Genomic DNA, 23,987 nt, shown 5'->3' with positions numbered 1-23,987 from the left:
GCCCTATCGGATATATACCTCCGGCAGAAGCTGAGGCAAACTACTACCGGCAACTCGCCAGTCAAGCCTCCACGGTGGAGGCATGACTTAAACCAAACAGCCTCCATGAAACCCGGGGCGATTCATAGAGCAGCGAATGGGGACCTCGATTCCGCATCGCTTCGAACTGAGCCATTTACGGAGACGTTGAAGGTTATGGCGGCGACCTCTAAAGCACGGCCACGGAAGGCCAAGGTCACACGCTGAATAGTGCAGTCCAAATCCTGGAACCCAGTCCGGACAGCGCTGGGATTGCGAGATTTTTCTGCAAGGAACTCGGAGAGTGCCCGACTAGGAAAACCGTCGAAGGCACCAATCCGAATTTCTGAAGCCGGGCATCATTGACGGCAAGGTACAGAGAACCAATCTCACAAACCAAACACTATGAACCCCACCCACCTCCACCAACTCGCCGTGGCAGCCATGCGCACCCGCGGCCTCTTGCCCGTCTTCACTCCGGCAGTCCTGCAGGAGGCCGAAGCGGCCCGCCACGCCAGCCCCGAACGTGGCGCCGACATCCGCGACCTCCGCCACCTGACCTGGTTCTCGATTGACAACGAGGACACGCGCGACCTGGACCAGTTGAGTGTGGCCGAGGCGCTGCCTGCGGGTGCAACACGCCTGATGGTGGCGATCGCCGATGTCGATTACCTGGTGCGGCCTGGTGGCGCGGTCGATGACCACGCGGCGGCCAACACCACCTCGGTGTACACAGCGGCGGGTATTTTTCCCATGCTGCCCGAAGTGCTGTCGACCGACCTCACCTCACTGCACGAAGACCAGGATCGGCTGGCCGTGGTGGTGGACATGCTTGTTGCTGCCGACGGTACGGTGGCTGAATCCGACATCTACCGCGCGCTGGTGCTCAACCGAGCCAAACTGACCTACGACGCGGTGTCGGCCTGGCTGGACGGCACCGCTTCCGCGCCGCTACAGATCGCCACGGTGCCGGGGCTGGAAGAACAGGTACGCCTGCACGACACTGTGGCCAGCAGGCTGCGGCTGTGGCGCCAGTCGCGTGGTGCGCTCAACGTCAACACCATCGCCGCGCGGCCGGTCTTCAAGGACGGGCAACTGGTGGATCTGCAGCCGGACGAGAAAAACCGCGCCAAGAATTTGATTGCCGACCTGATGATTGCCACCAACGGCGCGACGGCGCGTTTTCTGGTGAACAAGGGCTTCCCGTCGATACGCCGCTTTTTGCAGGCGCCGCGCCGCTGGGACCGCATCGAGGCCCTGGCCGCGAGCCACGGCGTGAGCTTGCCGGCCGTGCCCGACGCCATCGCGCTGGACCGCTTCCTGAGCGCGCGGCGCGCGGCCGACCCGGCCGGTTTTCCCGATCTGTCGCTGGCCGTGGTGAAGCTGCTGGGCTCAGGCGAATACGCAACCGCGCCGGCAAGAACCGGGGGCGCGGCGTTAGACGGCGATGAGGTGGGTCACTTCGGGCTGGCCATCAACGACTATGCTCACTCCACGGCGCCTAATCGCCGCTTTCCGGATCTGGTGACGCAACGCCTGCTCAAGGCGGCGCTGGCCGGCGAGCCTCCGCCCTATTCAGCCGAACAGCTTGCCGAAATCGCCAAACATTGCACGCTGCAGGAAGACAACGCCAGCAAAGTCGAGCGCCAGGTGCTCAAGGCGGCAGGCGCGTACCTGCTGCAGGGGCGAATCGGTGACGTTTTCGACGCCATCGTGACTGGCGCGGCAGCCAAGGGCACGTTTGTGCGCATCAGCAGCCCTCTGCTGGAGGGGCGTCTGGTGCGGGGCTTTGAAGGGCTGGACGTGGGTGACACCCTGCATGTGCGGTTGGTGGCGGTAAACGCTGAAAAGAGCTTTATCGACTTCGAACGCGCCTGAGTGCCGTCAAGCGCCGCATCTCACCACGCACCAGCCTCGAGCAGCCAGGCATTGAAAGCCAGCATGGCCTGCGTCACCGGGCGTGACTTCAGCCGGGTCAGCCAGTAGCGGCCATTGCTCACCTCTTGCGCAAAGGGCCGTACCAGCCTGCCCTGCTGCAACTCCCGCGCAAACATGCGCACCGGCAGCAGGGCAATCCCCGCGCCCTGGGCCGCAGCTTCCGCCATGGTCAATGAAGAGTCGAACACCGCGCCGCGCAGCATGGGGCACGGACATCCCGCAGTCGCAAACCATTGCACCCATTCGTCCGCCCGGTAAGAGCGCAGCAGCACCTGGCCGGCCAGGTCAGCGGGCGACTGCAGTGCCGCGTCCAGGGCGGGTGTACACATGGGGGAAAGCGGCGCTGCGAGCAGGGCCTGCGCCTCAGTGCCGTGCCAGGCGCCGTCACCAAAACGGATGGCGTAGTCCAGGCCCTCACCGGCGATGTCAACTCGGTTGTTGTTGGTGAACAGGGAAATCAACAAAGGGATGGCGCAGCTGGAAATCGCGCAGCCGCGGGATCAGCCAGCCCACGGCAAACGTGCCCACCACGCCTACGGTCAGCGCCTCGCGGGCTCGCCCGTCGCCGAACTGGTCCAGCACCTGGACCATGCGCTCAAACGACTGGGCCAGCACGGGCAGCAGGGCCTGGCCCTCGTCGGTCAGGGTCAAGCCGCGCGGCAGCCGGCGAAACAACGGCACTTTGAGCCGCTCTTCCAGCTGCTTCACGTGCTGGCTGACTGCGGCCTGCGAAACGTTGAGCTCCAGCCCGGCACGGGTAAAACTGAGGTGACGGGCAGAAACCTCAAAGGCGCGCAAGGCATTCAACGGCAGGTGCATGGTGGGGGAATGTTCAGGCCGTAAGGCCAGGTTTTTCTTGGGTCTGAGCCCGATTATTACCGTTTGTGCTGCACGCTGTGCCAATGGATCATGAGGTCCCTTTCAACTACAACCCCAAGGAAAAATGCATAGACGTCACTTCATTCAATCAGCCGGTCTGGCCGCCACCGCACTTGTCGCCGGCGGGTGCGCCCAGACTCTTGGGGCAGCAACCAGCGCCCCGCAGGCCAGCCGCTTTCAGCAGACCTTGCAGCAAATAGAAGCCGCCAGCGGTGGCCGGCTGGGCGTGGCCATGCTGGACACCCAGTCTGGCGCCACCTACGCCTACAGGGGCGGGGAGCGCTTCCCGATGTGCAGCACCTTCAAGTTTCTGGCTGCGGCCCAGGTGCTGTCGCGGGTAGACCAGGGGCTGGAGCAACTGAGCCGACGCATCACCGTCCGTGCGTCTGACATCATTCAACACTCGCCTGCCACCAAGCCACGTGTGGGCGGCCTGCCGATGACACTGGCAGAGCTGTGCGAAGCCACGATTACCCTGAGCGACAATGCCGCTGCCAATCTGATGCTGAAGGAAATGGGCGGGCCACCAGGGCTGACTGCCTATATGCGCAGCCTGGGCGATGACATTACCCGGCTGGACCGGTTTGAGCCCGAGCTGAACGAATCCACGCCCGGCGACCCGCGCGACACCACCACGCCAGAGGCCATGCTGCAGAGTATGCAGAAAATCCTGCTGGGGACGGCGCTCACAGCCTCGTCACGCGCGCAGGTTACGCGCTGGCTGCTGGACAACAAAACCGGTGACCGCAAATTGCGCGCCCTGTTGCCTGCGGGCTGGCGCGTTGGCGACAAAACCGGTGGCGGCGACCACGGCAGCAACAACGACATCGGGATATTGTGGCCACCAGGCCGCGCGCCCATTCTGGTGGCGGCCTACCTGACGCAAACCAAAGCTGAGCTGCCGGTGCGCGATCGTGCCATCGCCGAGGTGGGCCAGCTGGTAGCGGCGCTGGTGACAACGGCGGGCTGAATGTAACGCCGTGTGAAGCCTCTTGCATTGATGGCGCTCAGCGCCATCTGCAAGGAGGCAGCCCGCCCGGGCCTGCGTTCATCCAGGGAGACTCTATGTTCAAACGCCTGACCCTGCTGTGGGTACTGCTTCGCGGTGATGCGCGGCAATTGTGGTTTGCGCTGCGCCATCCGCAGGCGCCGAACTGGCTCAAGTGGGGCACGGCCGCCATTGCGCTGTATTTGTTCTCTCCCATCGACCTGATTCCCGACATGCTGCCCTTTTTGGGCTTTGCAGACGACCTGGTACTGGTGCCGCTGGCGATCCGCGCGCTACTCAAGCGCCTTCCGCCCGAACTTGCTCAGGCAGGAGAAAAGCACCGCGCCGGCTGAGCGCTGGCGCGTCTTGGTGGGCTGGCTTCGTCCGAGGCAGATGAATCGAAAGCTCAGGGAGCACGTGTGGATACGCCCGCTTCGCTCGCTAGGCGTTGCTGCGCGGCGGTGAACAGGCGATTGCGGATCAGCTGCACGGCCTGTCCGCGGCGAGCGGTGTCCATGGATGCCGTGGATGTGATCGCCACCACAAGGTCCATCGGCGGATACACCCAGATGAACTGCCCACCGAAACCGCTGGCCATGAAGGTCGGGCGTGGCGCGCTGGACGGCACCACCCACCACATGTAGCCGTAAGGCATGGACACGGGCAGGCCGCCCGCATTTTGGGGCTGGGTTGCGGCCGACACAAAGGCTTGCGGAACGATCTGTTTGCCGCCCCAGATGCCGTTCTGCAGAAACAGCTGGCCGAGTTTGGCCATGTCCAGCGTGCGCAGGCCGAGCCCGCGTCGGTAAGAGGGTTCTGCAAGCATCAGGGGGGTCACCAGTTGCTGGCGAGCGTAGTCAGCCAGAGGCATGCCGGTGGCTCGTTCGAGTACGGCCGAGAGCACGGGAATCAATGCGTTGTCATAGGCGAACGCCGCGCCCGGTGCGCTGCGCAACGGCCGGGCCCAGGTTTCAGGTGGCCGTCCGGCTGGAGCAGTGCCGCCGGGGTCATTCACCTCGAAACCTGCGCTCATGGTGAGCAGGTGGCGCACCGTGATGGATGCCGCGCGCGGGTCACTGTTCAAGCTTGTCCATTCCGGCATCAGCGCCAGCACCGGCTGGTCCAGGCTGCCAATACGGCCCTGCCCCACAGCAATGCCCACCAGTGCCGAAAGCACACTTTTAGCGACGGAATGCACATCTCGCAGCGCGTCCGGGGCACCATCACGGTAGAACTCGAACGCTGTTCGCCCCCGCAACACCACCACCACGCTCTCGACGTCGCCCAGATGCTCATTGATGGCCGCAGCCACCCCTTTGAATGCGGCGGCATCGAGCGCCTGCTCAGCAGGCGACGACCCGCGCCACTCGACGCTGGGCTGCGCCTGGGCCAGCGACGCAAAGCCAAGCCACAGGCCGAACAAGTAAACGCGAGAAAGGCGCACCAGATACCCCCAAAGAGGAAGACGCGCAAAGTGTAGCGCCTCGAATCTGCCCAATGAGGCGGGATACCATGGTGGTTTCACAGAACAGCAAGGACCACGACGTGGCACACCTCTCCCCCATTCCCCTCGCCGACGTCAAGGAAGACGACATCCGCGAGCGATTCGAGCATTACAAACAGACCCGCGGCTTCACGCCCAACAGCATCATGACCATGGTGCGGCGGCCCAACATCGTGCGGGCCTTCATGGCGCTGAACCAGGCGGTGCTGTACGAAGGCACTGTGCCCGAAGAAACCAAGATGCTGGTCAGCCTGGCCAGCAGTTATGCGGCGGGCTGCCTGTACTGCCAGTCGCACATGACCAACCTGTCCAGCATCTACAAGGCGTCAGACGTGAAGATTGCCGCCTTGTGGGATTTTGAAAAGAGTTCGCTGTTTTCCGACGCCGAACGCGCGGCCATCAGCCTGGCGCTGAAGGCCGGCAAGGTGCCGAACGAAGCCTCACAGGCCGACTTTGACGAACTCAAGAAGCATTACAACGACGAGCAAATCGTCGAGATCGTGGCATCCATCGCGCTGTTTGGCTACCTGAACCGCTGGAACGACACCATGGCGACTACGCTGGAACCGCTGGCCGTTGAAGTGGCAGAGCGCGCGATTGGCGGCGTGGGCTGGGAGCCCGGCAAACACGGCTGACTCCTGGCTGCGGCAGGTTATCCTGCGGGCATGAGCATGGATTTCAAAGTCACAGAGCTGAACGGATTCACGTCTATACGGGTTGAGGGCGACCCGTCGCTGGATGAGTTCCTGCGTTTTGTCGAGGTGCTGGGCGAGCAGTCGCGTGGCTGGGCCAGCGCTTGTGCCCTGTGCGACCTGCGCGGCGTGCGTACGCTCAAGTCTTACGCCGAGCACTACGCCATTGGCCAAGCCGTCGGGCGGCACCTGGCGCATCTTCGCCGGGTGGCGTCTGTTGTGCCGCCCGACCGGATCACGCACACCAGCGAGAAAACTGCGCGGGGCGCGGGCGTGAACCTGATGGTCTTCACCAGCGAAGGCGCGGCGATCGAATGGCTTTGCAGCGGTGAATGACGCTTTTCCAAACCGCCCTTTTCCTGCTGTGCGTTGCATTCGCCACCTGTGCGCAGAGCCTGACCGGTTTTGCGTTTGCGCTGATCCTGCTGGGGCTGGCGGGGGTGCTGGAGCTGGCGCCGCTGGCGGACCTGGCGAATGTGGCGACCGTACTGGGCCTGGCGAATGCGCTGGTGGCCTTGCGCGGCCCGGGCCGCACCATGGACGGGCCAGCATTTCGCGACATCAGCCTGGGCGGGGTGGCCGGCATTTTGCTGGGGGTGCTATTGCTGGGCTGGCTCAGCGTCAACGTCACCCTGCTGTTGCGGGTGTTGCTGGGCATCACGGTGATGGCCTGCGCAGTGGTGGTGCTGATGGAAAAGGCGGTGCTGCGTGAGCGCTCGTCGGCGGGCAGTTTCCGGCTCTGGGGCGCGATCTCGGGCCTGCTGACCGGCTTGTTCGCCACCGGCGGGCCGCCGCTGGTGTATCACTTTTACCGCCAGCCGATGGCGCTGAAAACCGTGCGCGACACGCTGGTGGCCACCCTGGCCGCAAGCTCCCTGCTCCGGTTGCTCATGGTGGTCCCGGCCGGGCAATTCAGCACCAATGCGCTCAAGCTATGCCTGCTGGCCGCGCCGCTGGTGTTCGGCCTCAGCTGGTGGCTGGAGCGGCACCCGCCGGGCTGGTCGCGCCTGGCTGTGCTGCGTCTGGTTTGTGCCTTGCTGCTGCTGACAGGCGTGGGCTTGATTGCTCCGGCATTGCTGCGCGTGTTTCAGGCTTGACGTCACCCGCGTAAAAATTTCGCAAAAATCGACCTCAAACCCTTATGCATCAAGCACGAGAAGCTATCAAAGTCATAGCAAACCGGTTACCCACCGCTTGCTGCCGGGCGCCATTCCTGCCCGGGTGCGATGTAGCAAGGCCCTCTGCGGAGAATCCGCCATTGCTGCGGCGCCTGCCGGACTTTCTTCAGAGCACAGACAAACACGGGAGCACACGATGAACTACTGGCTAATGAAATCCGAGCCCGAAGAATGTTCCGTGGACGACGCGCTGGCGGCAAAAAATGCCACCGTGCCCTGGGTCGGTGTGCGCAACTACCAGGCGCGCAACTTTATGCGTGACGGCATGGGGGTCGGCGACGGCGTGCTGTTCTACCACTCCAGCTGTGCGGAGCCTGGCATCGTCGGCCTGGCGCAGGTGGATTCCACGGCCTACCCGGACCCAACCCAGTTCGATACGAAGTCGCCATACTACGATGCCAAGTCAAAGCCCGCCGAGCCGCGCTGGCTGCTGGTGGACGTGAAGGTGCTGAGGAAAACCCGTAACCTGAGCCTGCCCGAGCTGCGCACCCACTCGGCACTGGCAGACCTGATCATCCTGCGCAGAGGCAACCGGCTTTCCATCACGCCGGTGGACCCCGAACACTGGCGTGAAATCTCCAGGTTGCTCGTTCGGCCTGAGCCTGCCGCCGCTGCAACGCAACAGGCAGCCGGTAGGACAAAGTAGCGACTTGCGGCCCCGCCGCGAGAATATTTTCTGCGGCTTGGGCGCGCCGCTATCATGCGTGTATGTCAATGCCGCCACCTCAGTTTTCGGCGCAGGCTTCCACTGACCGCTTCCGTCTTCTGGTGGATGCGGTCCAGGACTACGGCATCTTCATGCTTGACCCCGACGGCGTGGTGGTGTCGTGGAACACGGGAGCCCAGCGCATTAAGCAATACCGGCCCGAAGAGATCCTCGGTCGCCACTTCTCGCTGTTTTACCCGCCTGAAGCTGTCGCCGCCGATTGGCCGACTGAAGAGCTGCGCCGCGCCGCCCGGGACGGGCGCTTTGAAGACGAAGGCTGGCGCCTGCGCAAGGACGGCAGCCGCTTCTGGGCCAGTGTGGTGATCACTGCGCTGCACGATGACAACGGCCAACTCACCGGCTACGGCAAGGTCACGCGCGACCTGAGCGAGCGCCGCCTGCACGAGGAAGCCCTGCGCGAGAGCGAGCAGCGCTTCCGGCTGCTGGTCGAAGGCGTGCGCGACTACGCAATTTTCATGCTGAGTCCCGAGGGCATTATCGAAAGCTGGAACAGCGGAGCGCAGCTCATCAAAGGTTTCAGCGCCGAGGAAACGATTGGCCGGCATTTCCGCATGCTTTACCGGCCGGAAGATCAGGAAGCCGGCCTGCCGGAAGCACAGCTCAAGTCCGCGCTTGCAGCGGGCCGCGCCGAAAAGGAAGGCTGGCGGGTGCGGCGAGATAGCTCGGTATTCTGGGCCAACGTGGTGATTGCGCCGGTGTACGACGCGGACCGGCAGTTGCGCGGCTTTGCCAAGGTGACGCGCGACATGACAGAAAGGCGGCGCTTGCATGAGCTGGAAAGCTCAAGCAAGCGCATGAGCGAGTTCCTGGCGATGCTGGCCCACGAGCTGCGCAACCCGCTGGCGCCGATACGCAATGCCGTCACCATCCTGCAGCTGGAGCCCTCGCCCAGCCCCATGGTGCGCAGTAGCCGCGACATGATTGACCGCCAGCTTTCACACATGACGCGCCTGGTGGACGACCTGCTTGACGTCGGCCGGCTGACCACCGGAAAGATACGCTTCAAGGCCGAGCAAGTCGCGTATGCACAGGTGGTGGCGCGTTCGGTCGAGGCGGTTCGGCCCCTGATGGACGCCCGCCGCCACCAGCTCACCGTGGACATGCCTGACGGCGGACTGCGGGTGCGGGGGGACGCGACCCGGCTGGCCCAGGTGCTGCAGAACCTGCTGACCAACGCAGCCAAATACACTGCCGAGGGCGGAGAGATCGAGCTGAAAGTCTGGCTGGACGGCAGCAACCTGCATACGTCGGTGCGTGACAACGGCGTCGGTCTGTCCACCCAGGCCCTGGTCCAGATTTTCGAGCTGTTCGCCCAGGGCGACGCACACACCGCAGCGCGGGAAAGCGGGTTGGGCATCGGCCTGACGCTGGCGCGTTCCCTGGTCGAGATGCATGGTGGCGTCCTGAACGCCAGCAGCCCGGGCCCGGGACAGGGCAGCACCTTCAGTTTTTTCCTGCCGAATGCAGCCAGCAAGGGCACGTCGGATACAGATGCCGCCCCTGCGGCACCGCTGGTCATGGTGGTGGATGACAACCGCGATGCCGCCAACAGCCTGGCGGAGATCCTGCGGCTCATGGAGTTGCAGGTCAAGGTGGCTTATGACGGACCGGGTGCCCTGGAAATGGCGCGGGAGTGCTTGCCCCGCCTCGTCGTGCTGGACATCGGTATGCCGGACATGAACGGTTATGAGGTTCTCGCCGCCCTGCGCGCGCTCCCCGGCGGCGGCAATGTGACAGCGGCCGCACTGACCGGTTTCGGCACTGACGAAGACAAGGGCCGCGCCATGGCCGCGGGCTTCGACGTTCACCTGACCAAGCCCCTGGACTTTGCTGCGCTGCAGAAATTCCTGCAGACAGCCGGCGTTGCCCGCTAAGCAGACTTTATGCAAAAACGGCCTGTAGCCCTCGTCTAGCATGCGCAAACAGCTATCAATTCAATAGCGCTTTGAAATCAGTCCAGCCGCATCGAGCCGCCACGTAACAGCCCAAGCCTGACCCGTGCCAAGCGCGGTTTCCTACAGTTTGGGGGCATGCCGGCGACCATACTGTCGGCACAACTGTTGAAAGCTCTCACATGCCCATGACTTCCCCCACCTTCCCCCGCGCCCCCCGCCTGCTGGCGATTTGCCTGTGCTGCGCCGCACTCGGCTTCACTGGCGCATCGGCGCTTGCCAAAACCGCCAAGTCCGGCGCCAAAACATCGGCCAGCGCCGGCTTCGACATGGACGCCTTCAACAATGCCAGCGACAGCCCGCTGCTCAAAACCGGCAGCAAGGGCCCGGCCGTGGTGCGCGCGCAAATCCTCCTCGACCGCGCCTGGTTTTCCTGCGGAGAGATCGACGGCCGTTATGCCGCCAACATGCAGCGCATGGTCAAGGCCTACCAGACGGCACGCAGTCTCAAAGTGACCGGGACGGTCACCCCGGAAACTTGGAAGGCGCTGCGGGAAGACAGCGCACCGCTGCTTGCCACCTACACCGTGACCGACAAGGACCTCGCCGGACCTTTTGAGAAAACACCAGCCGACATGGCTGAACGCGCAAAGATGAAGGCGATGGTGTTCGAGTCGGTGGACGAGGCGCTGGCCGAAAAATTCCACACCAGCATCGCTTACCTCAAGCAACTCAATGGCGGCCGCAAGATCGAAGCCGGCAAGGACATCGTGGTGCCCAATGTGAGCAGTGCGACAGCGCCGGCCAAGGCGACCTCGATTGAAATCGACAAATCCGAACGAGTTCTGTATGTGCTGGACGCCGAGAAGCGCCCGGTGGCGGCTTTTCCCATCAGCATAGGCAACGAGAAAAACGACCCCCTGCCCATCGGCATGTTGGCCATCAAGAACGAAGTGAAGAACCCCAGCTTCACCTACGACCCCAAGCTGCTCAAGAACGCGCCCAAAGATGCGAAAAAAATTGACATCGCACCGGGCCCGAACAATCCGGTGGGCAGCATCTGGCTGGGCCTGACCAAGCCGCACTGGGGTATTCACGGCACTTCCAAGCCCTCCAACGTCGGACACTCCGAGACCAATGGCTGCATCCACCTGACCAACTGGGATGCCGAGCGCCTCTCGACGCTGGCCAAAGCGGGGTTCAAGGTTGACATCAAGCTGTGACTGAAACCCGCCGTCACCGCCGCTGGCGCCAGGCCCTGATACTGGGCGCAGTGCTGGCCGTGGTCGCGGGAGTGGTGATCGGCACCTGGTTCCGTCCTGGCGCCACCACACAAACGCTGCCGGCACCGAGTTCACCGCCTCCAGTGGCCACAGCCCCGCCTGAAATTGCAGCGCCTGCCAAGACGGTTCCAACAGCCCCAGTCGCGGCGCCCGCCGAGCCTGCCCCCAACACCGATGCCACCCCTGCAGCGTTGGCGGTGCCACCCGACGCCTCCGACCTGTCCCGTCTGCGCGCACGCGATCTGACCATCCCGGTCCACGGCTTCAGCGCTTCCCAGCTCAGCGACAACTACACCCAGGGTCGCGCCGGCGGCGCTCTACATGAAGCACTGGACATCATGGCGCCGCGCGGCACACCGGTGCTGGCGATCGAGGACGGCCGCATCGCCAAGTTGTTCCTGAGCAAGGCCGGCGGCATCACGCTGTACCAGTTCGACCCCAGTGGCGAGTTCGCCTATTACTATGCGCACCTCGACGCTTATGCCGAGGGCATCGCTGAAGGCGGCACCTTGCGCAAGGGCCAGATCCTCGGCTACGTCGGCAGCAGCGGCAACGCCCTGGTAGCCGCACCCCACCTGCACTTTGCGATTTACAAACTGGGCCCCGAGAAGCAGTGGTGGCGTGGCACGCCACTTAACCCCTTCCTGGTCTGGCGCGACGCCAGGCCCTGAGCGAAGCGGCGGCCCTTCGCTGCGATGCTGGCCCACAGCCCTGGAGCTTCCAGCCAAAATAGCATGCAGCCCTTGTCCAGCAAGCGCAGCCAGCTATTGATTCCATAGCAAATTAACAGGCCCTGCAGCAGCCCGGGCGCACGAGCGGATGACACTGGCACGGCCTGCCGCATGAGGCCGGCAACAGGCAAATGGTGGCCTTGCGCGATGGCGGCTCTGACGAAGGTGTGTTGGGCCAGAGGCCGGCAGTACCACCCCAACTACTACGGCGTCTATTTCGCGACCCTGGGGGCAACAAACCGTATGTGGCCTGCCATGAAGCGCAGGCCTGAGGCGCGGCGCAACGCAACGCAGCCTCGTCAGCGCCGGTGCGTGACCACGGCAGCGACACTCACGAGAGCAGCTTTTTTTCTTGCGTCTCTTATTTCGGAGGCCATAAGCCCCAACAGTGCCACCAAAGATACGTCGGCCGGGTCACATGCCAAGCCCAGATGGCGCTCAAATGGCAAGGCATCGTCCAGTGGACGCACCACGGCGCGGCGCGCATGGGCCGCGTGCGACTCGGGCACGACCGCCAGACCGAGCCCGAGCTCCACCATATGCAACAGCAATTCTTCGCGGGCAGCACTCGCTCGCACCTCTAACGCAATACCCTGCTCCGCCAACTTGCGTATGAATGTTTGGTGTTGAGGGCAGTAGGGCCGCTCAATCAATGGCGCGCCCTGTAGGTCTGACAAGGCGAAGCGCTTTTTGAAACGCAACGGGTGCTGTTCCGGCACCAACATCACATAGGGTTCGCGCCACAGCGAGACGAACCGGTCTGCTGGACGCTTGCACTGCTCCGCAACCATGTGGAGACGCGCCTCCTCGGGGTTGCGGCTCAGGCGAATCACTGCGTGCGGCAAGTGCTGGGCCAGCTGGGTGAGCAAGGGCGCGGCCGTATGCACCAACACGTCGTCCTGCAAGTAAAGTCCTAGCAACTCTCGCGGTGCCTCTCGAAACTCTCGCAGCATGGCGTTGGACTGTGCCAGCAAACTACAGGCCCGTGGATAGAGTCGGTCGCCGGCAGGGGTCGGGGCCAAACCACTGCGGCTGCGCTCAAACAATACCGTCTTCAGCGCGCCCTCGAGGCCGCGAATCGCCATGCTGATGGAAGGCTGCGCTACAAAACATCGGCGTGCAGCAGCCGTGACCGATCGCTCCTCATAAGCGGCCACAAAGTAGCCCAGTGCGCGCAGATCAAACAGCATGACGGTAGGACATTAAATGGGGGTAATGGTGGTTACAGACTCGCGGAAGTAGTCCAATTGGCCATTTTCTGAGTGGCTCACGATCCACGTCAGACTTTCGACTTCGCGCGCTTGCACCGCATAGAAAAATCGCTGATGAAACTTTGTCAATACCCAGTCATTGCCCAAGGGCTGGCTGTGGGTGTGGAGTATTTGCGTGCCACGCGGAAAAACTTCTTGCGCTAGTCGTTGCAGCACCATCAACAACGCGGTCTTGTCCCGAGCGATCTGCCACGAGGTATCCGCTTCGTCACGGTAGTGATCAATACGAAAGTCCACATCATCGGCAATGTGGGTCAATAGCGCAGGTACGTCGCCTTTTTCGAAGGCTCCAAGTACTTGGTCGATTGGAAAAATGGCGAGCGAATTGGGTGTCATGAATAAGGCTCTAAGTGAATGAGGCTTTCACTGTATAAACCCATCATGCATTTGTAAAATATCTTATATATACATGCTACCAACAAAATAACTATGTACTTGGTCGTGCTTATCTACCTCACACCGTGCTTCTCAGCCGATGCCGGTCAAAGCCAAGCGGCCCACTCTGGTAGCACAGGGGAGACTCTACGACTACCGGGCAGACACATTGGAGCGCACCAGTACCGCTGAAACGGGAAGTTGCTGCCCGCGCGATACAGGGCACGCTGCGGCGTTGCAAATGCGCGCGATGCCTTAGGCAACGCTGTGCTTTGCGCCTTGCATCGCACCCCGTCTCACGCGCTAACATCCGACGGCGCCTGCGCCCATGACGGCGACGGTGAGGGGTGAAAAGCTCATGGCTGCATTGTAGAAAAGCCAGGAAGATCTTCAGGGCAGCCGCTAAACTGCCAGGGCTGCACTGCGCAGCGCCTGCCTGGAGTTGCCGAATGGTCAGCGTTTTGAAGCTTGTTGCTATCCTGATTTTTGGACTGCTGGTGATGCTGTGGGCCGCAGGGCAACTGGGGCTGCTGCGCGGCGGCGCGCCCACCACGCTGGGCGTGCGCGACGGCCGCCTGGCGCCGCCGTCCAACACACCCAACAGCGTGTCCAGCCAAGCCGGCTTTTACCCCGAACACCCGCAGCGAGCCTATGCCGACATCGCGCCGCTGGCCTATAGCGGCGATGCCCAAGCTGCCATGCGCCGACTCGGCACGGTGCTGGAGACCACCTCCGACTGTGTGCTGGTGACACGGGAGCCCGGCTACCTGTACGCCCAGTGCAGCACGCCACGCCTGAAGTTCACCGACGATCTGGAGTTTGCGCTGGACGCTGCGGGCGGCGTGATTCACCTGCGCTCGGCCAGCCGGCTCGGGCGCAAGGATTTTGGCGTGAACCGGGCGCGCATGGAAGCGCTGCGAGTGCGTTTTTCGCAAGACAATGGCGTGTAATTTGCTATCACTTTAATAGCTAGCTACGCTTGCCTGTAGGTGGCTGGCACCGGTTATTTCTCATAACTGCGGAGATTCCAGTTACCCAGGCGGCAGCGCCTCGCTCCGTCGGTGCCGCGAAAAGAAAGTCCACATCATCAGCGTCGCATCCGGTCCTTCGGGTGCGCTGAAACCGACACTGCCGTCGCCGCCGCTCCAGGCGTGACCCAGTTGTGCGATCTCGCAGGCCACCAGTTGCGGCTTTCGCCCCGCATACCAGGTCGCGCTTTCATAAGCGTGGCGCGGATGGCGGCCGGTGCTGCGGGCCGGCCAGTTGCGGAGCACGGCGTCCTCCCGTGTGATGAGCCCGGCATTGAGCAGAGTGAACTGCTCGGTCAGTTGCGCCATGTTGATGCGCCGCACCACCCTGTCACGCGCGCCGTGGATCAGGATGGCCGGCATGCCGGGGAAACCGGCTCCGGCGCTGACCAGGGACCGCACGCTTTCACGGTGCGTCTGACGGGAGCCGTGTTGCATCGCGCCATAGGCGCTCATGGCCGAGTCGGTGGTGCCAAACACCGGCGCTGAATGCATTCCGACGGCAGCCACCATCGCCGGGTAACGCAGCGCCAGGATGTTGGCCAGGCCTGCGCCGGCTGACAGGCCCGCCACATAGGTGCGGCGGGTGTCCAGCCCGTGCCGGGCCTGAACCTGCGTGATCATGTCGGCAATCAGCCGCACGTCGCCCCCGCCCTCCTGGGTCGAGCGTTGGTACCAGTGCCAGCAACGGTGTGCGTCGGCGGTGGCCGACTGCTGCGGGTACAGCACTGCAAAGCCTTTGCGCGCGGCCAGCTCGTTCATGCGGGTGGACAAGGCAAAGTCGGTCGCCATCTGCTGGCAGCCGTGCAGCATCACCACCAGCGGCAGCGGCGTATTGCCCGCATCTGGCGGCAGGTAGAGCCAGTACAACATGCGCCGCGCCGGCGCAAGCTGACCGGCAGCGGGCACCGAGAACCAGGACTTCTGCCAGCCGCCGGGCAGGTTGGCAAGCGCGCGCCCCGGTATCGGCGCGCTTGTGCGGATGGGGGTAGCAGGCCCGGCTTTGACCACTTGGGCCGAAGCCTTGCGCACGGCTGGCGCACGGGGCGTCCTGGGTACCAGGCTTTGCAGCAGCCTGCGGCCTTGCGCTTGCTGGGCCTTGCCCATGCGGCGCACACTTTTAAGCCAGAGGCTGCTCAGACTTCTGGCCATGGAATCCCGGCTTTTGCCAAATTAGTAAGCATGCATTCATTTTGCTGCATTGCAGCAATTGCGTCCATGCCAAGGTCTGCCGTTTGTGTGATTCTTCACGCCGCGTATCTGTCAGGACGCTGACGTGCCGCAAGTGGCCCCGCTGCCGCGCTTGGTACGATGACAACATCCGCACCGACAGCGGCCTTGTTTTTGAACACTTTTTCGTCACCTGCCCTGTTGCCATGCCCGACTTTCTGACCGCCGCCCTCTACAAGTTTGTGACCCTGCCCGATTTCGCCGCGCAGCAGGCGCCGCTGCAGGCCTTTTGCGAGGCGCAAGACGTGCGCGGCACGCTGTTGCTGGCCGAAGAAGGAATCAACGGCACGATTGCCGGGCCCGAGGCCGGCGTGCGCGCCGTGTTGGCGCATTTGCGTAGCGACCCGCGCCTGGCCAACCTGGCGCACAAGGAGTCGTGGTCGCACAAGCTGCCGTTTTACCGCATGAAAGTGCGCCTCAAACGCGAAATCGTCACCCTCGGTGTGCCCGGCATCAACCCCAACCAGATGGCCGGCCAGTATGTGAAGCCGCAGGACTGGAACGCACTGATTGCCGACCCGGAGGTGGTGGTGGTGGACACCCGCAACGCCTACGAAGTTGGCATTGGCACCTTTGAAGGTGCGGTCGATCCCCACACCAAAAGCTTTTCCGAGCTGCCGGCCTGGGTTGAAGCCCAGTCCGCGCCCGGCGGCCTGCTGGCTGAAAAAGGCGGCAAAAAACCCAAAGTGGCGATGTTCTGTACCGGCGGCATCCGCTGCGAAAAATCCACCGCCTTCATGCGCACACAAGGCTTTGAGGAGGTCTATCACTTAGAAGGCGGCATCCTGAAATATCTGGAAACCGTGCCCGAAACGGAGAGCCGCTGGAAAGGCGAATGTTTTGTATTCGACGAACGCGTATCGGTGGTGCATGGGCTGGCCACCGGCCACTACGACCTGTGCCGTGCCTGCCGCGACCCGATCAGCGAAGCCGACAAGGCATCAAAGCTGTACGTGCCCGGTGTCAGTTGCCCCAACTGCCACGACAGGAAAACCGAAGAACAAAAACGCGGCTTCATCGAGCGCCAGCGCCAGGTGGACTACGCCAACCGCCGCCGCCAGCCGCACATAGGTGCGAAGTTGACCTCCTCCAGCGCTCACACCGACGAAGACGGCGCCTGATGGGTGCCCTGCCCGCTCTTCCCGTCCTCTACTCGTTTCGCCGCTGCCCGTACGCCATGCGCGCGCGGCTGGCACTCGCCGTCAGCGGCCAGACGGTGGAATATCGCGAAGTCGTGCTTCGATCCAAGCCCGCCGAAATGCTGGCCGCCTCGCCCAAGGGCACGGTGCCGGTGCTGGTGCTGCCCGACGGAAAAGTGATTGATGAAAGCCTGGACATCATGCGCTGGACGCTGGCCCGCCATGACCCGGCGCAGTGGCTGTCACCGCCCCACGTGTCGTCTGAAGACATCAATGCGCTGATCGCTGCCAACGACGGCGACTTCAAGCAGCACCTGGACCGCTACAAATACCCGAACCGCTACCCGCAGGAATCAGAGGGCGATGCAGTCGGCTTTGCACTGAAGCATCGCAGCGATGCGGCAAGCTGGCTGGCGCAACTCGATGCACGGCTGGGCGCAGGCTGGCTGTTCGGCGCCCAGGTCAGCTTGGCCGACATGGCTATTCTTCCCTTTATCCGCCAGTTCGCGCACACAGATCCGGACTGGTTTGTCGCACAAGGGTGGCCGCGCCTGCAGCGATGGCTTGCGGCTTTTGAGGCCAGCGATTTGTTTAGGGGTGTGATGGTCAAGTACGCGGCCTGGCAGCCGGCTGCTGGCTCAGCAGCGACGGACTGAGGCTCATCGCAATTTCGGCATCAAATCGGCCTATAGCCCTTATTCCACGGGCGCTATTAGCTATCAAATATATAGCAACTGCCGCTCCAGGCTGGTGCTACATCTCCGGCGCAATCATCTCCGCATACGCATACAGCGCGCCCAGCACCTCTTCACCCCGCTCGTCCGCCGTCTCTGACAGCACGTCGAGCTGCGCCAGGAAGGCATCGACATTGCGGGCTCCGCCCTCGCCTTCAAGCAACCGCGCCGCGCGATGCGTTTCCCAGCGTTGGGCGTGTTCGGGCGACAGGGTGGCTTCGAAGTTGCGCGCGCGGTAGCGAAACACCAATTCCTCCAGCCGCTCGTCATCAAAGCCAATGCGGCTGTGCGCGAGTTCAGCTGGCGGCAGGGCGCGCAGCTTGTTGAGCCGGCGCCGGTCGTCGTTGTTGATGAAGCCGCCGTACAGGTCTTCATCCACGTCGGGAATGCCGTCTTTGGGACGTGCATACACCTCAGGCCAGAGGGCGCTCATGTCGGGCAGGCCGGCGGCTTTTTCAGCGTTGCGCAGGGCGGCTTCGATATCGACACCCCACTTCGCCGCCATGGCCTCGCTGAGCGTTGCCAGCTTGCGCACCACCATCGGAGACTTGTTCAGGTGCACCGACTTGATCGGCAGGCGCGCAACGCCTTCAGGCAGGTCGGCCGTTTTGCTGAACAGGCGCTGGCGCAAGGTGGCCACGTCGAGCAGCGGCAGCTCAGCGGGATCATGCGCCAGATCCCAGGCCAGCAGTTCGTTTTTGTTGGACGGGTGCATGGCCAGCGGCCACATCACGGCCATACAGCCTTTTTCGGGCGCGAACATGCCCGAGACGTGCAGGAAAGGCTGGGCCGTCTGCGGGCTCGTCGGCAGACCGAGCTCGGCGGCCACGCGGTCCTTCTTGTGCAGCGACAGGCAGAAGTCAAACAGCCGGGGCTGGGCCGTGCGGATCAGGCGGGCCAGCGCAATGGTGGCGCGCACGTCTGACAGCGCATCGTGCGCCGCCTCATGGACCAGGCCGTTGACGCGCGCCAGGTCCTCCAGTTTGAAGCTGGGGCGCAGAGCCCCGGCGTCGTCGGGCCGGCGTTCATCGGGTTTCATCGGCCATTCGATACCTTCAGGCCGAAGCGCATACGCCATGCGCACCACGTCGAGCAGGTCCCAACGGCCGCAGTCGTTCTGCCACTCGCGTGCATAGGGGTCCATCAGGTTGCGCCAGAACAGGTGGCGCGTGACCTCGTCGTCAAACCGGATGGTGTTGTAACCCACGCCTATGGTGCCGGGCTGGGCCAGCACGGCTTCAATGCGGGCGGCAAATTCATGCTCGGGCAGGCCACGCTCCAGGCACAGCTGGGGCGTGATGCCGGTGAGCAGGCAGGAGGTCGGATCGGGCAGGTAATCGCGCGCCGGCTGGCAGTAGATCATCAGCGGTTCGCCGATTTCGTTGAGTTCTGAGTCGGTGCGAACGCCGGCAAACTGCGCCGGCCGGTCCCGCCGCGTGTTCAGGCCAAAGGTTTCGTAGTCGTGCCAGAGAAAGGTGTGGGGTGCCATGTCGGGGTCACAGTAAGGGTGAAAACAGCCGCGCCGTGGCATCAAACAAGCGCATCAGGAAACGCTGCCGCCGATGCACAGGCACCGCAGCCGCATTGCGCAGGTCGACTTCGAACTGCGCGGCCAGCGGCTCGGCCAACACCGGGCCATACACCACCGCCATCACCTCGAAATTCAGGCGAAAGCTGCGGTTGTCGAAATTCGCGGTGCCGATCATCGCGCAGTTGTCATCGACCACCAGAGTTTTGGAATGCAGCATGCGGGCCTTGTACTCCCAGACCTTGACCCCGGCGGCAATCAGTTCGTCGTAATAGGAGCGGGCGGCCGCGCTGACGATCCGGCTGTCGCTGCGATGTGGCACCAGCAGGCGCACATCGACACCGCGCAGTGCCGCACTGGTCAGCGCCATCAGCGCAGGCTCACCCGGCACAAAATACGGTGTGGTCAGCCAGGCCCGGTGGCAGGAGGCATTGATGGCAGCGATATGCATGCGGTGGATGGCTTCTAGCGGATTGTCTGGCCCGCTGGTTACCACCTGGACCGGGATCTCGCCCGCTTCGTCGGCGGGCTGCAATTGCGGCAGCAGGCGCTTGAGGGATTTGTCGGTTTCTCGCAGGGACTCCCCGGTGGCGTAGGTCCAGTCTTCCAGGAAGGTGGTCTGCAGCCAGCGCACCGCGCTGCCTTCGAAGCGCAGGTGCACGTCGTGGTAGGCGTCGGGGCGTGTGCGCCGGTCCTCCTCGTCGGTTATGTTGACACCGCCGGTGAAGCCGGTGGCGCCGTCGCAAACAAGTATCTTGCGGTGCGTGCGGAAGTTGCTGACGGGGCGCAAGCGGCGGCCTATGCGCGTGTCGTGAAACAGCGCGACCTGTACGCCGGCCGCATGCAGTGGCGCCATGAAACCGCGTCCCAGCCGCTTGGAGCCCAGGGCATCGACCAGCAGGCGCACGGCGACGCCCTCCCCGGCTTTCTGCACCAGCAGGTCACGCAGCGCCGTGCCTATGCGGTCTGGCTCGAAAATGTAGTACTCGAGGTGGACATGGTGGCGCGCCTGGCGTATGGCCTCGAACATGCTGTCGAAAGTGGCGGCGCCGCCGGACAGCAGTTGCGCGGACGTGGCACTCGACACCGGCAGACCGCAGGCCGCCCGGCCCAGCGCGGCCATTTGCCGCAAGGCTGGCGGCGCACGCGCGATGTCGTCGTGCAACAGCGCCATGTCGGCATCGCCGCGATGCGCCGCCCGGCTGCGCAGGCGTTTGAGGCGCTGCTTTTTGAGCCGCTGCGGCCCGAGGAAGTAATAAACCACAAAGCCGGCGAAAGGCAGCAAGGCCATCGACAGGATCCAGCTCATGGTGGACACCGGCGCGCGCTTTTGCAGAACGATCCAGATCGACAGTATGGCGATGTAGGCGCTCCAGGCCAGGGACAGGCCGGTTTCCCATTCGTCGTTGAGTAACGGAATATTCAAGGTGGGCAGAACGTGTGAGAGGCTGGCCGAATCAGCCGTATCAAAGTTGAAAAGCAGGGCCGAAAAGAAAAGACCGTCAGCGTGATGCTAACGGCCTTTTCACTGCGGCTAGGTCAACCGCCCGCTTCAGCTGGTTTCAGCCTGTTCCGCCTCGGGCCTGGCTCTGCCTTCCTTTTTGGCCAGCGGCTGGATGTCGAGTTCGACTTCTCCGCTCTCGCCCCCTTTTTCGTCGGTCGTGACTTTCATGTCCACCGTCAGGCGGCCGCCGTCGATCAGGCGTCCGAACAGCAACTCGTCGGCCAGCGCGCGGCGAATGGTGTCCTGGATCAGGCGCTGCATCGGTCGTGCACCCATCAGCGGATCGAAGCCCTTCTTGCCAAGGTACTTGCGCAAGGTGTCGGTGAAAGTCACGTCTACTTTCTTCTCGGCCAGTTGCGTCTCAAGCTGCAGCAGGAATTTGTCGACCACGCGCAGGATGACGGTTTCATCCAGCGCCTTGAAGCTGACCGTCGCATCCAGGCGGTTGCGGAACTCGGGCGTGAACAGGCGCTTGATGTCGGCCATCTCGTCGCCCGCTTCGCGCGGGTTCGTGAAGCCGATGGTCGCCTTGTTCATGGTCTCGGCGCCAGCGTTGGTCGTCATGACGATGATCACGTTGCGGAAATCGGCCTTGCGCCCGTTGTTGTCCGTCAAGGTGCCGTGGTCCATGACCTGCAGCAGCACATTGAAGATGTCCGGATGCGCTTTTTCGATCTCGTCGAGCAACAGCACGCAGTGCGGCTTCTTGGTAACGGCTTCGGTCAGCAGGCCGCCCTGGTCAAAACCGACGTAGCCCGGGGGCGCGCCAATCAGCCGGCTCACGGCATGGCGCTCCATATACTCGGACATGTCAAAGCGGATCAGCTCGATGCCCATGATGTAGGCCAGCTGTTTGGCCGCTTCGGTCTTGCCCACGCCCGTGGGGCCGGAGAACAGGAAGGAGCCAATCGGCTTGTCGTCCTTGCCCAGGCCGGAACGCGCCATCTTGACTGCAGAGGCCAGCACATCAAGCGCCTTGTCCTGGCCGAACACCACGCTTTTCAGGTCGCGTTCCAGCGTCTTGAGCTTGCCGCGGTCATCGTTGGACACATTGGCGGGCGGAATGCGCGCGATCTTGGCAACAATCTCCTCGACCTCGGCTTTGGTGATGATTTTTTTGCGCTTGCTGGCCGGCAAAATGCGCTGCGCTGCACCAGCCTCGTCAATCACGTCAATCGCCTTGTCGGGCAAATGGCGGTCGTTGATGTATTTGGCGCTGAGCTCCGCCGCAGCTTGCAAGGCTGCCACGGCGTACTTGACACTGTGATGCTCTTCAAAACGCGATTTGAGGCCCTTGAGGATGTCCACCGTCTCCTGCACTGTGGGCTCAACCACGTCGACCTTCTGGAAGCGGCGTGACAGGGCCGCATCTTTTTCGAAGATGCCGCGGTACTCGGTGAAGGTTGTTGCGCCTATGCACTTGAGCTGGCCCGAACTGAGCGCGGGCTTGAGCAGGTTGGACGCATCGAGCGTGCCGCCCGAGGCCGCACCGGCGCCGATCAGTGTGTGGATCTCGTCAATGAACAAGATGCCGTTGGGCTTGTCCTTCAGCGCTTTCAGCACGCCCTTGAGGCGCTGCTCGAAGTCGCCGCGGTACTTGGTGCCGGCCAGCAACGCGCCCATGTCCAGTGAATAGACCTGGGCTTCGGCCAGGATTTCCGGCACGTCCTTTTGCGTGATGCGCCAGGCCAGGCCCTCGGCAATCGCGGTTTTGCCCACGCCGGCTTCACCGACCAGCAGGGGGTTGTTCTTGCGACGGCGGCACAGAATCTGGATCACGCGCTCGACCTCATAGTGGCGGCCGATCAGCGGATCGATCTTGCCGTCCTTGGCGAGCTGGTTGAGGTTTTGCGTGTACTGCTCAAGCGGCGAGGCTTTTTCGTTCTTCTCGCCGCCCTCTTCATTCTCGGCCGCGCTCTCGCCTGCCTTGGTCGGCTCGGGCGGGTCGCTCTTCTTGATGCCGTGCGCGATGAAGTTCACGACATCCAGGCGTGTGACGCCCTGCTGGTGCAGGTAATACACAGCATGCGAGTCCTTTTCACCAAAAATGGCGACCAGCGCATTGGCGCCGGTGACTTCCTTCTTGCCATTGCCGGTGGATTGCACATGCATGATGGCGCGCTGGATTACCCGCTGGAAACCCAGTGTGGGCTGCGTGTCCACGTCGTCGCTGCCGGCAACCTGGGGCGTGTTGTCCTTGATGAAATTGGCCAGCGCCTTGCGCAGGTCATCGATATTGGCGGAGCAGGCGCGCAACACCTCGGCGGCGCTGGGATTGTCGAGCAGTGCCAGCAGCAGGTGTTCCACGGTGATGAATTCGTGGCGTTGCTGCCTGGCTTCGACAAAGGCCATGTGCAAGCTGACTTCTAGTTCCTGGGCAATCATTGCGTTTCCTTTCGGCTTGCTGCTGTGGTGACTTTGTATCTCTTGATGTCGATATGGGCCGTTTTTGCCATTATTCAATGGGCTCGCAGACACACTGCAGCGGATGGCCATTTTTTCGGGCGGCTTCGGTGACCTGGTCCACCTTGGTGGAGGCGACATCCTTGGAGAACACGCCGCACACGCCTTTGCCGTCCAGATGAATCTTCAGCATGATCTGTGTGGCGGTTTCACGATCTTTGTTGAAGAATTCCTGGATGACCTCAACCACAAACTCCATCGGCGTGTAGTCGTCGTTCAGCAGCACGACCTGGAACATCTGCGGCGGCTTGGTCTTCTGCGGTCGCCGCTCCAGAACGACCGAATCCCCACCACTGGCGCCGTCCGGCTTGATCACAGGGGCCTTGGGCGGTGCGGGGGGCTTGGGGGGTTGGGTTGCCATGAAATCATTCTAGCGAGCGAAATTGCTCATTGCGATGCACAGGGAAATTGGTGGCGTGAACGCGACATTCAAGACAAGCTGTGACTTTTGCCCGAGCCATGAAAAAAACCGCTCCGGCCTGCGCCTGGAGCGGTTTTGCGGTGACCCCGCCGGGTTTGAATCAACCGGGTTGACTCGATCATTATATGTTTGAGGGCCTGCAACCCGCATGGATGCTGCGTTGCACCTTGGAGATTCGTTTATATGGCTCCAAATATGGCTCCATATTGACTTTCATACCATTCACGAACTGATGTGCGGGACGCGTTCTTGCACCAGTACCTTTTCGTCCACCGGCGGGATCGCCGTGGCGCAGACATTTGCCGCGAAAGAGATGTCCGCCGCTGCGGACGAATGTCTTCAGGACGCTAAGGAATCTCTGCAAAACTCAGCCAACCGGTGAGTTCTGAGAAGCGTTATATGTCGATGAAACAAATCAGCCTTGCTGCCAGCGGATACGAGCTTGTCACCAAGAGGACGCGCAA

General features: G+C 62.8%; 21 protein-coding genes and 1 pseudogene. 13 read left to right on the top strand and 9 right to left on the bottom strand.

Annotation, left to right across the window (positions count from 1 at the left end):
- The first annotated feature begins 423 nt into the window (after positions 1–423).
- Positions 424–1,896, top strand: coding sequence for an RNB domain-containing ribonuclease (locus H0W47_RS13610; RefSeq protein WP_296925299.1), 1,473 nt, complete (start codon positions 424–426; stop codon positions 1,894–1,896).
- Positions 1,897–1,916: 20 nt separating this feature from the next.
- On the opposite strand, the pseudogene H0W47_RS13605 reads toward H0W47_RS13610, so the two are convergent.
- Positions 1,917–2,775 (bottom strand): annotated as a pseudogene (locus tag H0W47_RS13605) (LysR family transcriptional regulator).
- Between the two features lie 124 nt (positions 2,776–2,899).
- Here H0W47_RS13605 and bla point away from each other — a divergent pair.
- Both bla and H0W47_RS13595 read left to right on the top strand, forming a co-directional pair.
- Positions 2,900–3,805: a class A beta-lactamase gene (gene bla, locus H0W47_RS13600; protein WP_296925297.1), complete on the top strand. Its 906-nt coding sequence runs from the start codon at positions 2,900–2,902 to the stop codon at positions 3,803–3,805.
- A gap of 95 nt (positions 3,806–3,900) precedes the next feature.
- A complete protein-coding gene (locus tag H0W47_RS13595) occupies positions 3,901–4,176 on the top strand; it encodes a YkvA family protein (RefSeq protein ID WP_296925295.1) in 276 nt (91 codons plus the stop codon).
- Positions 4,177–4,229: 53 nt separating this feature from the next.
- Here the strand turns inward: H0W47_RS13595 and H0W47_RS13590 are convergent, their stop codons facing one another.
- On the bottom strand, positions 4,230–5,267 hold the full coding sequence (locus H0W47_RS13590; protein WP_296925293.1) for a serine hydrolase: 1,038 nt from the start codon (positions 5,265–5,267) through the stop codon (positions 4,230–4,232).
- A 68-nt stretch (positions 5,268–5,335) separates the two neighbouring features.
- Here H0W47_RS13590 and H0W47_RS13585 point away from each other — a divergent pair, with 68 nt between their 5' ends.
- From H0W47_RS13585 to H0W47_RS13555, 7 genes are all read left to right on the top strand, one after another.
- Positions 5,336–5,962, top strand: coding sequence for a carboxymuconolactone decarboxylase family protein (locus H0W47_RS13585; RefSeq protein ID WP_296925291.1), 627 nt, complete (start codon positions 5,336–5,338; stop codon positions 5,960–5,962).
- 30 nt (positions 5,963–5,992) lie between these two features.
- The gene (locus tag H0W47_RS13580) at positions 5,993–6,355 is read left to right on the top strand and encodes an STAS/SEC14 domain-containing protein (protein WP_296925289.1); all 363 of its coding nucleotides are present in this window, start codon (positions 5,993–5,995) and stop codon (positions 6,353–6,355) included.
- The gene (locus H0W47_RS13575; protein ID WP_296925287.1) at positions 6,352–7,116 is read left to right on the top strand and encodes a TSUP family transporter; all 765 of its coding nucleotides are present in this window, start codon (positions 6,352–6,354) and stop codon (positions 7,114–7,116) included. Before H0W47_RS13580 ends, H0W47_RS13575 begins: the two co-directional genes overlap by 4 nt.
- Before the next feature lie 217 nt (positions 7,117–7,333).
- Positions 7,334–7,843 (top strand): EVE domain-containing protein, encoded by a 510-nt coding sequence (locus H0W47_RS13570; RefSeq protein ID WP_296925285.1) that lies wholly within the window; start codon positions 7,334–7,336, stop codon positions 7,841–7,843.
- A gap of 68 nt (positions 7,844–7,911) precedes the next feature.
- A complete protein-coding gene (locus H0W47_RS13565) occupies positions 7,912–9,798 on the top strand; it encodes a PAS domain S-box protein (protein WP_296925282.1) in 1,887 nt (628 codons plus the stop codon).
- A 206-nt stretch (positions 9,799–10,004) separates the two neighbouring features.
- Positions 10,005–11,039, top strand: a complete 1,035-nt coding sequence (locus H0W47_RS13560) for a L,D-transpeptidase (RefSeq protein ID WP_296925280.1) — start codon at positions 10,005–10,007, stop codon at positions 11,037–11,039.
- Entirely contained in the window at positions 11,036–11,770 is a 735-nt protein-coding gene (locus H0W47_RS13555; RefSeq protein WP_296925278.1) for a M23 family metallopeptidase, read from the top strand. Before H0W47_RS13560 ends, H0W47_RS13555 begins: the two co-directional genes overlap by 4 nt.
- 359 nt (positions 11,771–12,129) lie before the next feature.
- Here H0W47_RS13555 and H0W47_RS13550 read toward each other — a convergent pair whose 3' ends face one another.
- Together H0W47_RS13550 and H0W47_RS13545 are read right to left on the bottom strand one after the other, a co-directional pair.
- Complete coding sequence (locus H0W47_RS13550; RefSeq protein ID WP_296925276.1) at positions 12,130–13,020, bottom strand: LysR family transcriptional regulator; 891 nt, start codon at positions 13,018–13,020, stop codon at positions 12,130–12,132.
- Positions 13,021–13,032: 12 nt separating this feature from the next.
- Positions 13,033–13,437: a hypothetical protein gene (locus H0W47_RS13545; RefSeq protein ID WP_296925274.1), complete on the bottom strand. Its 405-nt coding sequence runs from the start codon at positions 13,435–13,437 to the stop codon at positions 13,033–13,035.
- Between the two features lie 488 nt (positions 13,438–13,925).
- Here H0W47_RS13545 and H0W47_RS13540 point away from each other — a divergent pair, with 488 nt between their 5' ends.
- Entirely contained in the window at positions 13,926–14,426 is a 501-nt protein-coding gene (locus H0W47_RS13540) for a DUF1499 domain-containing protein (RefSeq protein ID WP_296925273.1), read from the top strand.
- Positions 14,427–14,507: 81 nt separating this feature from the next.
- Here H0W47_RS13540 and H0W47_RS13535 read toward each other — a convergent pair whose 3' ends face one another.
- Positions 14,508–15,656, bottom strand: coding sequence for a PHB depolymerase family esterase (locus H0W47_RS13535; protein ID WP_296925271.1), 1,149 nt, complete (start codon positions 15,654–15,656; stop codon positions 14,508–14,510).
- A 224-nt stretch (positions 15,657–15,880) separates the two neighbouring features.
- Between H0W47_RS13535 and H0W47_RS13530 the strand changes: the two genes are divergently transcribed.
- Complete coding sequence (locus H0W47_RS13530) at positions 15,881–16,855, top strand: rhodanese-related sulfurtransferase (protein ID WP_296925269.1); 975 nt, start codon at positions 15,881–15,883, stop codon at positions 16,853–16,855.
- The gene (locus H0W47_RS13525) at positions 16,855–17,529 is read left to right on the top strand and encodes a glutathione S-transferase (protein ID WP_296925267.1); all 675 of its coding nucleotides are present in this window, start codon (positions 16,855–16,857) and stop codon (positions 17,527–17,529) included. The genes H0W47_RS13530 and H0W47_RS13525 overlap by 1 nt, the downstream gene beginning before the upstream one ends.
- A 97-nt stretch (positions 17,530–17,626) precedes the next feature.
- On the opposite strand, the gene sbcB is transcribed toward H0W47_RS13525, so the two are convergent.
- The 4 genes from sbcB to clpS form a co-directional block, all read right to left on the bottom strand.
- The gene (gene sbcB, locus H0W47_RS13520) at positions 17,627–19,096 is read right to left on the bottom strand and encodes an exodeoxyribonuclease I (RefSeq protein WP_296925265.1); all 1,470 of its coding nucleotides are present in this window, start codon (positions 19,094–19,096) and stop codon (positions 17,627–17,629) included.
- Between the two features lie 7 nt (positions 19,097–19,103).
- The gene (gene cls, locus H0W47_RS13515; protein ID WP_296925263.1) at positions 19,104–20,561 is read right to left on the bottom strand and encodes a cardiolipin synthase; all 1,458 of its coding nucleotides are present in this window, start codon (positions 20,559–20,561) and stop codon (positions 19,104–19,106) included.
- A gap of 126 nt (positions 20,562–20,687) precedes the next feature.
- Positions 20,688–23,024, bottom strand: coding sequence for an ATP-dependent Clp protease ATP-binding subunit ClpA (gene clpA / locus H0W47_RS13510; protein ID WP_296925261.1), 2,337 nt, complete (start codon positions 23,022–23,024; stop codon positions 20,688–20,690).
- Positions 23,025–23,094: 70 nt separating this feature from the next.
- Positions 23,095–23,463 carry an ATP-dependent Clp protease adapter ClpS gene (gene clpS, locus H0W47_RS13505; protein WP_296925259.1) on the bottom strand — a complete coding sequence of 123 codons (369 nt, stop codon included), beginning with the start codon at positions 23,461–23,463 and terminating at the stop codon, positions 23,095–23,097.
- Positions 23,464–23,987: the final 524 nt, after the last annotated feature.

The organism is Polaromonas sp. (assembly GCF_013817205.1).
Lineage (GTDB): Bacteria > Pseudomonadota > Gammaproteobacteria > Burkholderiales > Burkholderiaceae_C > Polaromonas.
This window is presented reverse-complemented; position numbering and strand designations above follow the sequence as displayed.